Genomic DNA, 12,463 nt, shown 5'->3' on the forward strand with positions numbered 1-12,463 from the left:
AAACTTTCATCAATTATGGAGAAAAAAAGAATAAATTGCGCAGAGTTGCAATAAAAAATTACAACGGGATGATTTTGAAGGGATTATGAAGAACTATACCTCATCCCTGATTATTAAGAAAGCAATTCACCAGGAATAATCCGTAATAAATAAAAACAGCACGTAAAAATAAGCCCTTAGGGATAAACCAAAAGGGCATATATATTTGTCACAATTTTTCGAGCATCAATCCGGCACGTAAACCACAGGCCACGTTTGGATTTGGAAAGAGAACGTATTCAACATCATGGGTGACGGTAAAACGTTCATCACCGTCCTGCGCCAGCAAGGTGCCCTCTGTAAAAGGGGTAAAGTTGAGCGTCTGGTTATCCATGTGAAGAATGAAATCGTCGCTACGCCGCGTGATTTGCGACACCACGCGGTAACGCAGCGGAGATGTTTCTCCCAGTGACATTCGCTCGCCCTTTAGCAGCTTCGCCAGCGCATCTGCCGTCTGCGCAAACTGAGTCAGATCGTTTTGTCCAAACGGCAGCGCTTTACCCAGTTCCAGCGTGCAGGCCAGCGCGCCAAAATGTTCAGCGCTAAAATGGGTGAACGTGCCGCCAGGTGTCTGATGGAAAACCAGCGCCTCCAGCCCTGCCTCTCCCAGCCATCCCAAAAAATCTTCGTCCCAGGCAACGTTGCGTTGTGGCAACACGCCAAAGCGCAGATGCTGCGAGCCGCGAATCGCGGTGTGCAGATCCAGATGCCAGCGGACTGGCTCTTTCGCCCGCGAATAAAAATCCTCCAGACACAGCTCAAGCTGATGGGCTCGGTGCGTTTCTTCACTCGCGGCAAAAATCTGCCAACGGCCGCCAAACATACGGTTCAGGTCGCTATGACAATAACGTTGTCCCGCCGCCAGCGCCTGCGGGTTCCCCAGAATCACCAGCAGCCGCCATGTGAGCGTTAGTTCACCGCTAAACAGCCTGGAAAGAATTGAATCAAGTATCTCTACCGGGGCCGTTTCATTGCCGTGGATCCCCGCAGACAGCACCAGCGAATATTCCGCCGGAGTGTCCGGCGTCAGCTCCAGAATTCCGTGACCAATCCACTGCCAGGAAAAGCCGCGAGCTGTGCCCTCGGTTGTCTCGGGGGTTATCCCTGCCAGCGTCTGGGCCAGAAAATTATCCATGGCGGGTCCTCTCCTGCTGGAAGGGATACACAGAGCCGAGGTTGAGCAATTGCGTCAACGTATCCAGCGCTTCACGCCCCTCACGCAACAGCTGCGGGTCGGCAAGGTCGGCGGCGGTAAGACGATCGCGATAGTAACGGTCGACCCAATTATTCAGCGTGTTAAACAGCGTATCGTTCATGATAACCGCCGGATTTACGGCCTGCAGCTCCTGTGGCGTAAGCACCACTCTCAGGCGCAGACATGCCGGCCCGCCGCCGTTGGACATACTTTCACGCAGATCGAATACCTGCAGGTCACCGATCGGATTGTCTTCCTCGAGCAGACGGTTCAAATACCGCCACACGCCCGCATGCTCCCGACACTCCTGCGGCAGGACCAGCATCATCGAACCGTCATCACGGCTCAGTAACTGGCTGTTAAACAGATAGGTGGTCACCGCATCCTGCACCGACACTTCCGCAGCAGGGACTTCCAGCGGGGTAAAACCTGCCACCTGACTGCGTAACTGCTCGAACAACGCCTGCTGTCTGGCAAACGCCAGTTGATGACAAAACAGTACCTGGCGATTCGACACCGCAATCACATCGTTATGAAACACGCCAAGATCGATAACGTCCGGGTTTTGCTGGGCAAAAATGCGCTGATGCGGGTTAACCTGATTCAGTCGGGCGACCGCCTCGCTGGCCTCACGGGATTGCCTCGCCGGATAGCGCTTCGGATGGGACGCATTCCCTTCTTCACGACCGTAAACAAACAGCTGTACGCCAGGGTCGCCGTAATCCCCGCCGAGGCGGTTATGGTTTGCCGCACCTTCATCACCGAATAGTGCAACCTGGGGTAACGCACCGTGGACCGTAAAACTATTCTCATCACGGAAAATCGCCCGTAACAACGCTTCGGTGGTCGGCGGTTCCAGCGAACGGTGAAACTTATTATTCAGATTCGCCACCGTCAGATGCACTTTCCCGTCCAACGCATCGGCTGAAGGGCAGACCGTTGCCGCATTCGCCACCCACATAGACGATGCGGAGCTGGCGCTGGAGAGCCAGTGAGGCGCCTGACGCGCCACGTTCTCCAGTATCTGTTCGTCGCGGCCGGTAAAGCCCAACTGACGCAGCACCGGAATATACGGCCGCTCATGAGGCGGGATCACCGCCTGGGGAAATCCCGCATCCGCCAGCGCTTTCATCTTTAGCAGACCCTGCTTCGCCGCCAGACGCGGGTTCGATAGCTGAAAACGATGTTTGGTTGAGGCCTCATTACCAAATGACAGCCCCGCATAGTGGTGGGTCAGCCCCACCAGACCATCAAAATTTACCTCACGGGCTTTCATAGCTTATCCTCGCGAGAAAAATCCAGGCCGGGGCTAAGCGTCGTTGGCAGCGCTAAGGCCGGTGATTCCAGACTTGCCATCGGCCAGGCGCAATAATCTGCGGCATACCACGCGCTGGCACGATGGTTCCCGGAAGCGCCAACGCCGCCAAACGGCGCTGTACTCGCCGCGCCGGTTAACGGCTTATTCCAGTTGACGATCCCGGCCCGCGCCTCAAGCAGCAGTTGATCAAACTGGCTGCGATCGGGGGAAACCAACCCACACGACAATCCAAAGCGGGTGTTGTTCGCCATACGAATTGCGTCATCAAAGCTGTCATAACGCCAGACGCCAAGCAGCGGTCCAAAGACCTCTTCATCGGGTACGTTAGCCGCCCCGGTCAGTTCGATGATCCCTGGGGTGAGCAGTGACGTTCCGGCTTGCACCAGACGTGGCGCTAACAGCGTCCGGCCCCCTAACGACTCCAGACGCTGCCAGGCATCATAGACATGCCGCGCGGCCTGTTCGGAAATCAGCCCGCCAATAAATGGCTGCGGTTCTGCATCCCAGTTGCCGGGCATTAAACGCTGGCTGACGTCCACCAGACGCGTCAGGAACGCATCCCCCTGCGCGCCTTTTTTAACTAACAGGCGACGGGCGCAGGTACAACGCTGTCCGGCGGTGACAAACGCGGACTGAATAGTCAGATGCACTGCGGCATCAATATCTTCCGGGTTCTCAATAATCAGCGGGTTGTTGCCCCCCATCTCCAGAGCAAGGATTTTTTCCGGCTGGCCGGATAGCTGTCGATGCAGTTGATAACCCGTATTGGCACTGCCGGTAAACAGCAGGCCATCGAGATCGTCCTGCCCGCTCAGCGCCTGTCCCGTATCGCGACCGCCCTGCACCAGGTTCAGCACACCCGGCGGCAATCCCGCCTGCTCCCAGAGCTTTGTCACGGCTTCACCGGTCCACGGCGTCAGCTCGCTGGGTTTGAAAATCAATGTGTTGCCTGCCAGCAGTGCCGGAACAATATGACCATTGGGTAAATGGCCAGGGAAGTTATACGGGCCAAAAACCGCCAGCACGCCGTGCGGGCGATGGCGCAACGTCGCTGCGCCATCCGGTAATTCGCTGTGCTGCTCTCCGGTACGCGCATGCCAGGCTTTCACGGAGATGGCAATTTTATTGATCATCGCCGTCAGTTCCGTAGCGGCTTCCCAACGGGGTTTGCCGGTTTCCCGGGCGATAATCTGTGTGAGTTCGGCTTTATTGCTTTCCAGTAATGAAGCAAATTTTTCAACAATGGCCTGGCGTGCACCAAAGGGCTGTTTAGCCCAACCGGCAAAGGCTGCGCGCGCGGCCCGGCACGCCTGCGCTACCTGGGCTGCATCGGCATCATTCCCCTGCCACAGCACATCACCGCTTACGGGATTGGTTTTCACCCGACGCTCGCCCAGCCCCGTCACCCAGTCGCCGTTTATCCATAATGTCATGCTGTTTTCTCCTCTGCACAAAGACGCACAAAACGTACATGGTCGCCCGCGTGACATTTCAGGGCGTCCAGTTGCGCCGCCGTCAGTACCAGACGCTGAGTATCCGGGTCGGCACGAACCAACATGACGCGGAAATTTTGATAATTTTCATTGGCAACCAGACAAGCAGGATAGTCGCCCGGCGCAGGCTGCCCTTCAGCCACCTCCACCAGCCTGCTTTTACGGATAGCCCGTACCCGGTCAATATCGCATTCCAGGGTCGGTCCGCCGTCGAAAATATCGACGTAGTTGCGGTAGCGAAATCCTTCTTTCTCCAGCACCGCCCGCGCAGGAGCCGTTTGCGGATGCACCTGACCAATCACGCTCTGCGCTTCGTCAGACAGGAAATGGGTATAAATCGGATGCTTAGGCATCAGTTCAGCAATAAAGGCTTTTTGCCCGGTTCCGCAGAGAAAATCCGCCCGGCTGAACTCCATTGAGAAAAAACGTTTGCCGAGGCTTTGCCAAAACGGAGAGTAGCCGTGTTCATCGATCACGCCGCGCATCTCGGCCACGACCTTCTCATTGAATCGATCACGAAAGGCCGCCATAAACATAAAGCGCGACTTCGACAACAAATAGCCGTTGCCTTCTTTACGCCAGTCCGGATCGAGAAACAGAGAACAAAGTTCGCTACTGCCTGTGTGATCGTTACTCAGAAACAGCGTCGGCAGCGCGTTATACACGTTTAGCTCTTTCGAGGCGTGCACCAGAGTACCGACCCGGTAGTTGTACCAGGGATCGTTAAGCCCTACCGCCACCTCAATGGCGCAAATCCCTGCCACGGTTCCGCTGGCGCTGTCTTCAAGCACAAACACATATCCCTGCTCACTTTTGGGCAACTCACCGCGCCAGGTTTGTAGCGAACGTTCGATACGCGCCATCAGCGTAGCTTCATTCGCCGGTAGCGAGGTCAACCCGCCGCCGGTCTTACTGGCAAGCTGCATCAGCGCGGTGATATCAGCGCGTTCAATGGGACGAATCACCATCATGATGAACCTCCTGCTTTAATGCGTTCGCAGGCCAGCGCAAAGCGATCCAGTCCGGTGGCGATTTCTTCTTCGCTGACGTTTAACGCTGGCGCAAACCGCACCACATTAGCGCCAGCAATCAGCACCATCACTCCGGCAACGGCCGCTTCTTGCGAGATGAGTTTTGCTTTCCCGGCAAATTCCGCGTTCAGCACACAGCCAATCAGCAGTCCGAGTCCACGAATTTCACTAAACAGTCCAAAACGTTCGTTAATGGCGTTAATACGCTCCACAAACCAGTCGTGGCGCTGTTTCACTCCGTTAAGCACTTCCGACGTGTTAACAATTTCCAGCAGTTTTCCCGCCACCGCAGTGGCCAGCGGGTTTCCGCCGTAGGTTGTACCGTGCGTACCGACCGTCATCACACTGGCGCAACGCTCTGTCGCCAGCAGTGCGCCGATGGGGAAACCACCGCCTAGCGCTTTTGCTGTCGTCAGCAGGTCCGGCGTAACGCCGTAGTGCATGTAGGCATACAGTTCGCCGGTACGGCCAACCCCGGTCTGAACTTCATCAAAAATCAACAGCGCATTATGGCGATCGCATAATTCACGCAGCCCCTGCAAAAAGGCGTTTGTTGCCGGCACTACGCCGCCTTCCCCCTGCACCGGCTCCACAATAACCGCACAGGTGTTGTCATCAATCAGTTGGCTGGCAGAGTCGAGATCGTTATACACGGCATGGCGGATATCCGGCGGAAGCGGCGCGAAGTCCTGTGAATAGGCGGGCTGTCCTCCGGCGCTGACGGTAAACAGCGTGCGACCATGGAAAGCATTTTTAAACGCCACAATGCCGCTCTTCTGGCTACCAAAACGATCGTGGGCATATTTACGTGCCAGTTTTAATGCCGCTTCGTTAGCTTCTGCGCCAGAGTTACAGAAGAAAATGCGCTCGGCAAAAGTGGCATCAATCAGCTTTTTCGCCAGGCGCAGCACCGGCTCGTTGGTGTAGCCATTTCCCGTATGCCAGAATTTGCTCGCCTGGTCGTTTAATGCCTCGCGCAATGCCGGATGTGCATGACCCAGCGCGTTAACCGCAATGCCTCCCGCGAAATCGATATACTCTTTACCCTGCTGATCCCACAGACGTGAACCTTCGCCACGCACCGGAATAAAAGGGGCCGGAGCGTATACGGGCATCATCCATTCATCAAAATTTTCACGCGTAATTGACAGAGACATAGCGACCTCAACGGTAAATAAAAGGTTATTTATATGTTAATAAATATAGTGTTTGCGGTGTAAATGTAGATTGCAGGCTTCGTGCCAGCCAGCAAAAAAAGTGCATAAACGGAGGGCGGTGACGGAATATCAACGAGTTACAACCTGACGATATTCACTGTATGTGCATATAAAGTGAATATGTTTGCGTACCAGATGACTAAACAGAGGAAAAAACGCAATTTTATTCAGTCGCCAAATATAATTCTGGAATTGTGATCGTATACGAAATTTATCGGAAATTATTGCTCTATTCCGACGCGCTACGCGCCAAAACGGTGCAGTTTTTGCTCCATCGTTAACACCATTAGCAATCATTGTTGGAATCAGGTGACAAGAAGGAGTCAGCCTGCAGAAATTCTGCTACCATCCTTGCACTATTCATCTTGCAAAGTGGCAGCGACTATGAAATTTGTCTCTTTTAATATCAACGGCCTGCGTGCCCGTCCCCATCAACTGGCAGCCATTGTCGAAAAACACCAACCGGATGTTATTGGCTTACAGGAGACAAAAGTCCACGACGATATGTTCCCTCTCGAAGAGGTAGCAAAGCTGGGTTATAACGTCTTTTATCACGGTCAGAAAGGCCATTACGGCGTAGCACTATTAACGAAAGAAACGCCGATTGCGGTGCGTCGTGGCTTCCCGGGTGATGGCGAAGAAGCGCAGCGTCGTATCATCATGGCGGAAATTCCGTCGCCTCTGGGCAGCATCACGGTGATTAACGGCTATTTCCCGCAGGGCGAAAGCCGTGACCATGAAACCAAGTTCCCGGCCAAAGCCGCGTTTTATCAGAACCTACAAAACTACCTGGAGACTGAACTGAAGCGCGACAATCCGGTATTGATCATGGGCGATATGAATATCAGCCCAACCGACCTCGATATCGGTATTGGCGAAGAGAACCGTAAACGCTGGCTGCGTACCGGCAAATGTTCCTTCCTGCCAGAAGAGCGCGAGTGGATGGAACGTCTGCTGGGCTGGGGTCTGGTAGATACCTACCGTCACGCCTGGCCTGAAAAGAACGACCAGTTCTCGTGGTTTGATTACCGCTCAAAAGGCTTTGATGATAACCGTGGCCTGCGTATCGATCTGCTGCTGGCGAGCAAACCGCTGGCGGAGCGCTGCGAAGAAACCGGCATCGACTATGAAATCCGCAGCATGGAAAAGCCGTCCGACCATGCGCCTGTATGGGCTAAATTCCGCGTCTGATCGTCTGCGTATTTTCACTCTCCGGGCCTGGCCTGGAGAGTCTGTTTATTCTGTGCAAAATCAATAAAGCCACGGTAATACATTGTTGCGGCCGGAAATTTATTATATCTTCGCGCGCACTTTTCGCTGACGAAAACGCTACATTGCACTCGGTTTTACAGGAGAACCCCCATGAAAAAGAAGTTCGCATAACGCAGAATACCGGCTGCTAATTGTTGCGGTATTGTTCTGCGTTCTGGCGGGAGTTTTCCATCATTACGGTCTGACCGATCTGATCACCAATTTCCATCATTTACAAGATGTCATCCGCCAAAGCGGCCTGTTCGGCTATACCCTTTATATCCTGTTGTTTATAGTTTCCGCGCTGTGTCTGATCCCAGGCAGCATTCTGGTGATCGTCGGCGGTGTGCTGTTTGGCCCGGTGACAGGGACGCTTATCTCTTTAGTGGCGGCAACCATGGCTTCGGCGCTGTCATTTATGCTGGCTCGCTGGCTTGGCCGGGAATTACTGCTGAAATACGTTGGCCATACGGCAACGTTTCAGGCTATCGAAAAAGGCATTGCCCATAGTGGAGTAGACTTTCTGATCCTGACCCGGCTCGTGCCACTGTTCCCCTATAACATTCAAAACTATGCCTATGGGCTGACGGCCATTCCGTTCTGGTCATTTACCGTGATATCTGCGCTAACCACCTTACCCGGCATCTTTATCTATACGCTGATGTCGCACGAACTGGCCAGCGAAGGGATTAGCTGGGCATTTATCGGTAAGCTCAGCGTTGCGGGGCTGGCGCTATTCGTCCTCGTTCAGGCAGCCAAAGCCTGGGCGCGACATAAACATGTCGATCCGGCGCCCGGTCACGAGTACGCGGGTAAATGATCAAGATGAATAAAGCGCGGCGGACACGCTATTACCGTTTAAGCTTGCTTGCCCTGCTGCTGCTCGCCCTGATGGCGTGGGCGTGGATACCTGGCGTGAGTGATTTTCTTCACGCCAGCCTTGCGGCATTTACCACGCTCGATCAGCATGCTATTGAGAACTTCATTCGTTCTTACGGAACCCAGGCGGCGGTCGTGTCGTTCTTCCTGATGATCTTACAGGCCATCGTCGCACCGCTTCCCGCCTTTGTGATCACCTTTGCCAACGCCTCGCTGTTTGGCGCATTTTGGGGCAGCGTTCTGTCCTGGAGCAGCGCGATGGCAGGCGCGGCGCTGTGCTTTTTTATTGCCCGCGTTTTAGGTCGCAGCGCGGTGGAAAAACTGACCGGAAAAACGGTGCTGAACAACATGGACACTTTTTTCGAGCGCTATGGCAAGCACACAATTCTTGTCTGTCGCCTGTTACCTTTTGTGCCGTTCGACCCGGTAAGTTACGCAGCAGGCCTGACCTCGATTCGTTTTCGCCATTTCTTCATCGCCACCGGCATCGGTCAGTTACCGGCCACTATCGTCTATTCATGGGCTGGTAGCCTGTTAACCGGCGGCACATTTTGGTTTGTTACCGGCCTGTTCATCCTGTTCGCTCTGAGCGTGGTGATTGCCGTGGCCAGAAGCCTTTATCTTGAGCATCAACGGAAAAAGACCTGAGTCTTTCCCCCATTTTTAGCAATGGAGATATTATGCGTTACTGCTTATTGTGCCTGAGTTTGCTGCTCTCTCCGCTGGCGGCTTTCGCCGAGGACGCCAGTTGGCAGCAAATCAAAAATGACGCCCGCGGTCAGACGGTGTGGTTCAACGCCTGGGGTGGCGACAACGCAGTTAACCAGTATCTCGACTGGGTTAGCGGCGAGATGAAAACGCACTATGCCATTAACCTGAAAATCGTACGCCTGGCGGATGCCGCCGACGCCGTAAAACGTATCCAGACGGAAGCGGCATCCGGGCGAAAAGCCGGTGGCTCGGTCGATTTACTGTGGGTGAACGGCGAAAATTTCCGCACGCTGAAAGAAGCCGGGCTGCTACAGACCCAGTGGGCACAAACGCTGCCTAACTGGCGCTATGTTGATACCCAGAAACCGGTGAACGAAGACTTTTCCATTCCAACGGAGGGGGCTGAATCACCGTGGGGCGGCGCACAGCTCACATTTATTGCCAGGCAGGATCTCACCGCGCAGCCGCCGCAATCCCCGCAGGCACTGCTTGAGTTTGCCCAGGCGCACCCTGGCACGGTGACCTATCCGCGTCCGCCAGACTTTACCGGAACGGCTTTTCTTGAGCAGTTGTTAATTTCGCTCACCAACAAGCCGCAGGCGCTGAAAATAGCGCCCAATGCGTCCACATTCGCCGACGTTACCGCTCCATTGTGGCATTACCTTGATGCTTTGCATCCTGCCCTGTGGCGCGAAGGTAAAGATTTTCCGCCCACGCCCGCGCGAATGGATGCGCTGCTCAACGGTGGCACCCTGCGCTTATCAATGACCTTTAATCCTGCCCACGCGCAGCAAAAAGTGGCCAGCGGTGAATTACCCAAAAGCAGCTATAGTTTTGGTTTCTCACAGGGCATGCTCGGCAACGTGCATTTTGTCACCATTCCAGCGAATGCGCGTGCCAGCGCCGGAGCGAAAGTCGTGGCAAATTTCCTGCTTTCACCCGAAGCGCAGCTGCGTAAAGCCGACCCGTCTGTCTGGGGAGATCCTTCGGTGCTTGATCCACAAAAATTGCCTGTCGACCAGCGTAATGCGCTGCTGGCGCGGATCCCACAAGGGCTCCCTGCCATGCTGCCAGAACCGCATGCTGCATGGGTAAACGCTCTGGAACAAGAATGGCTACGCCGCTACGGTACACATTAATTCTGCTACTCTGGGCCATCATGGCGGGCGTTTATCTGCCGCTGGCGCCAGCGGCTTTTTCTCTGATAACGCCGGCGCTGAGCACCAGACACTGGCTGGCGCTATTTAGCGATCCTCAACTCCCGCAGGCGTTACTGGCAACGCTGGTTTCCGTAAGCCTCGCGGCTGGCGGCGCGCTGATCATCGCCCTGCTGGCGATCCTCGCCTTATGGCCCGGCGCAGGCTGGGCGCGTCTGTGCACGCGTCTTCCGTGGCTGCTGGCGATTCCACATGTTGCCTTCGCCACCAGCGTACTGTTGGTTTTTGCCGAAGGCGGCATGCTCTGGCAATGGCTCCCGTTCCTCAGCCCCCAGCCTGACCGCTACGGCATTGGGCTTGGCGTGACGCTGGCGGTAAAAGAGAGTGCCTTTTTGTTATGGATCCTCTCAGCTCTGCTGAGTGAAAAACAGCTTTCGCAGCAGGTTATCGTCCTGGATTCGCTGGGTTACAGCCGACTGCAATGCCTGAACTGGCTGGTTCTGCCCTCTCTCGCCCCCGCGTTAGGCAAAGCCATGCTGGCGATTGTCGCCTGGTCGCTCTCGGTAGTGGATGTAGCAATCGTCCTTGGTCCCGGAAACCCACCAACGCTTGCCGTGTTGAGCTGGCAATGGCTCAGTCAGGGCGATGCCGAGCAACAGGCTAAAGGAGCACTCGCCAGCCTGCTGCTGGTACTGCTGCTACTTATCATCGCGCTGGCGGGGTATCTGCTCTGGCGCGCCTGGCAACGCACTATTCCCGCAGTAAACGGGGAACGCCTGCGTTTTTCATCCTGTACAATCGGCCGTTCGCTGGTACAACTTTTGCCCTTTGGCGGTGTGGTGTGCGCGCTGGTTCTGGCGCTGATCGCCAGCTATTCGTCGCTAAATAGCGAGGCGCTCAGCACTAGCCTGCAACTGGGGCTTTTCTCCAGCGTGCTGGCGCTGCTGATACTTTTTGCCTGGCTGGAATGGGGTCCGCAAACCGGACACCGTTGGGTCTGGCTACCGCTCATTTTGCCTGCGCTGCCGCTGGTGACTGGACAGTATCTGTTGGCGTTATATGCCGGACAGGATGGGCTGATGATAACCATTGTCTGGGGACACCTGCTGTGGGTGATGCCATGGATGCTGTTTGTGCTCAAACCGGCGTGGCAACGCATTGACCCACGGTTGATTTTGATTGCGCAAACGCTGGGTTGGACCCGGGGGCGCATATTCTGGCAAGTAAAATGTCCGCAGCTGGCGCGCCCGGCGCTGGTTGCCTTCGCGGTAGGGTTCTCAGTCAGTATCGCCCAGTATATGCCGACGCTGTGGTTAGGCGCCGGGCGCTATCCCACGCTGACCACCGAAGCGGTGGCATTAAGCAGCGGCGGTAGCACCGCCATTCTGGCAACCCAGGCGCTATGGCAGCTTCTGTTACCGCTTATAATTTTCGCACTGGCGGCGTTTCTCGCTGCGTGGATTGGCCGCTTTCGACAAGGACTCCGCTAATGCTCATTGTACAAAGCGTTTCGTTGTACCAGGGTACGACAGCACTACTGAAGGACGTTAATTTCCAGGTTAATAAAAGTGACATTGTCACCATTATGGGACCTTCCGGCAGCGGTAAGTCTTCGCTATTTTCATGGATGATCGGGGCGTTGTCTCCTCAATTTCAGGCGTCAGGCGAACTGTGGCTCAACGAACAGCGCGTAGACACACTGCCTACCGCGCAGCGCCAGATTGGCATTCTGTTTCAGGATGCGCTGCTGTTTGACCATTTCAGCGTTGGGCAGAATTTACTGCTGGCCTTACCCGCCAGCGTGCAAGGTCCCGCCAGACGCCATGAGGTGGAAAGCGCCCTCGCACGCGCGGGCCTGGCAGGATTTTATTCACGCGATCCGGCTTCGCTCTCCGGCGGGCAACGCTCGCGTGTCGCCCTGCTTCGCGCGCTGCTGGCGCAACCCCAGGCGCTGTTACTCGATGAACCCTTTAGCAGGCTGGATGCGTCGCTGCGCGATACCTTTCGCCAGTGGGTCTTCACCGAAGTACGTAAACTGGGTATTCCGGTGGTCCAGGTTACCCACGATGCGCAGGACGTTCCGCCAGCAGGTCGCGTATTACAGATGGAAAACTGGGCGTGAATGTGGCGATATGCTGCGTTAACGCAAGGTTTTTACTTAACTGGCGGCAC

The 12,463-nt window shown here is 55.3% G+C and carries 11 protein-coding genes; 6 read left to right on the top strand and 5 right to left on the bottom strand.

The window, feature by feature from the left end; genetic code table 11:
- Positions 1-208: 208 nt before the first annotated feature.
- Genes astE through HV229_RS13995 form a run of 5 tightly spaced genes read right to left on the bottom strand, consistent with a single transcriptional unit; the run spans position 209 to position 6,233 of the window.
- Positions 209-1,174, bottom strand: coding sequence for a succinylglutamate desuccinylase (astE, locus tag HV229_RS13975; RefSeq protein ID WP_047358615.1), 966 nt, complete (start codon positions 1,172-1,174; stop codon positions 209-211).
- The gene (gene astB, locus HV229_RS13980) at positions 1,167-2,510 is read right to left on the bottom strand and encodes an N-succinylarginine dihydrolase (protein WP_181545676.1); all 1,344 of its coding nucleotides are present in this window, start codon (positions 2,508-2,510) and stop codon (positions 1,167-1,169) included. Before astB ends, astE begins: the two co-directional genes overlap by 8 nt.
- Positions 2,507-3,985: a succinylglutamate-semialdehyde dehydrogenase gene (astD, locus tag HV229_RS13985; RefSeq protein ID WP_181545677.1), complete on the bottom strand. Its 1,479-nt coding sequence runs from the start codon at positions 3,983-3,985 to the stop codon at positions 2,507-2,509. Before astD ends, astB begins: the two co-directional genes overlap by 4 nt.
- Positions 3,982-5,016: an arginine N-succinyltransferase gene (astA, locus tag HV229_RS13990; RefSeq protein WP_016152846.1), complete on the bottom strand. Its 1,035-nt coding sequence runs from the start codon at positions 5,014-5,016 to the stop codon at positions 3,982-3,984. The genes astD and astA overlap by 4 nt, the downstream gene beginning before the upstream one ends.
- Entirely contained in the window at positions 5,013-6,233 is a 1,221-nt protein-coding gene (locus tag HV229_RS13995) for an aspartate aminotransferase family protein (RefSeq protein WP_016156324.1), read from the bottom strand. The genes astA and HV229_RS13995 overlap by 4 nt, the downstream gene beginning before the upstream one ends.
- 444 nt (positions 6,234-6,677) lie before the next feature.
- On the opposite strand from HV229_RS13995, the gene xthA reads away from it, so the two are divergent.
- The 6 genes from xthA (at position 6,678) to HV229_RS14025 (ending at position 12,413) form a co-directional block, all read left to right on the top strand.
- Positions 6,678-7,484 (top strand): exodeoxyribonuclease III, encoded by an 807-nt coding sequence (gene xthA, locus HV229_RS14000; protein WP_016156323.1) that lies wholly within the window; start codon positions 6,678-6,680, stop codon positions 7,482-7,484.
- 223 nt (positions 7,485-7,707) lie between these two features.
- Positions 7,708-8,364, top strand: coding sequence for a TVP38/TMEM64 family protein (locus HV229_RS14005; protein WP_170976019.1), 657 nt, complete (start codon positions 7,708-7,710; stop codon positions 8,362-8,364).
- A complete protein-coding gene (locus HV229_RS14010) occupies positions 8,361-9,071 on the top strand; it encodes a TVP38/TMEM64 family protein (protein WP_181545678.1) in 711 nt (236 codons plus the stop codon). The genes HV229_RS14005 and HV229_RS14010 overlap by 4 nt, the downstream gene beginning before the upstream one ends.
- A 32-nt stretch (positions 9,072-9,103) precedes the next feature.
- The gene (locus HV229_RS14015) at positions 9,104-10,273 is read left to right on the top strand and encodes an ABC transporter substrate-binding protein (RefSeq protein WP_181545679.1); all 1,170 of its coding nucleotides are present in this window, start codon (positions 9,104-9,106) and stop codon (positions 10,271-10,273) included.
- Complete coding sequence (locus HV229_RS14020; RefSeq protein ID WP_095715543.1) at positions 10,246-11,781, top strand: thiamine ABC transporter permease; 1,536 nt, start codon at positions 10,246-10,248, stop codon at positions 11,779-11,781. The genes HV229_RS14015 and HV229_RS14020 overlap by 28 nt, the downstream gene beginning before the upstream one ends.
- Complete coding sequence (locus tag HV229_RS14025; protein WP_181545680.1) at positions 11,781-12,413, top strand: ATP-binding cassette domain-containing protein; 633 nt, start codon at positions 11,781-11,783, stop codon at positions 12,411-12,413. Before HV229_RS14020 ends, HV229_RS14025 begins: the two co-directional genes overlap by 1 nt.
- The last annotated feature ends 50 nt before the right edge of the window (positions 12,414-12,463 follow it).

This window comes from Citrobacter sp. RHBSTW-00524, from assembly GCF_013747755.1.
Lineage (GTDB): Bacteria > Pseudomonadota > Gammaproteobacteria > Enterobacterales > Enterobacteriaceae > Citrobacter > Citrobacter braakii.

Bases quoted from the DNA above. Each gene is read 5' to 3' on its own strand.
- xthA (WP_016156323.1), top strand. From the start codon at position 6,678: ATGAAATTTGTCTCTTTTAATATCAACGGCCTGCGTGCCCGTCCCCAT.
- astA (WP_016152846.1), bottom strand. From the start codon at position 5,016: ATGATGGTGATTCGTCCCATTGAACGCGCTGATATCACCGCGCTGATG.
- HV229_RS14025 (WP_181545680.1), top strand. From the start codon at position 11,781: ATGCTCATTGTACAAAGCGTTTCGTTGTACCAGGGTACGACAGCACTA.
- astE (WP_047358615.1), bottom strand. From the start codon at position 1,174: ATGGATAATTTTCTGGCCCAGACGCTGGCAGGGATAACCCCCGAGACA.
- HV229_RS13995 (WP_016156324.1), bottom strand. From the start codon at position 6,233: ATGTCTCTGTCAATTACGCGTGAAAATTTTGATGAATGGATGATGCCC.
- astD (WP_181545677.1), bottom strand. From the start codon at position 3,985: ATGACATTATGGATAAACGGCGACTGGGTGACGGGGCTGGGCGAGCGT.
- HV229_RS14015 (WP_181545679.1), top strand. From the start codon at position 9,104: ATGCGTTACTGCTTATTGTGCCTGAGTTTGCTGCTCTCTCCGCTGGCG.
- HV229_RS14020 (WP_095715543.1), top strand. From the start codon at position 10,246: ATGGCTACGCCGCTACGGTACACATTAATTCTGCTACTCTGGGCCATC.
- HV229_RS14010 (WP_181545678.1), top strand. From the start codon at position 8,361: ATGATCAAGATGAATAAAGCGCGGCGGACACGCTATTACCGTTTAAGC.
- astB (WP_181545676.1), bottom strand. From the start codon at position 2,510: ATGAAAGCCCGTGAGGTAAATTTTGATGGTCTGGTGGGGCTGACCCAC.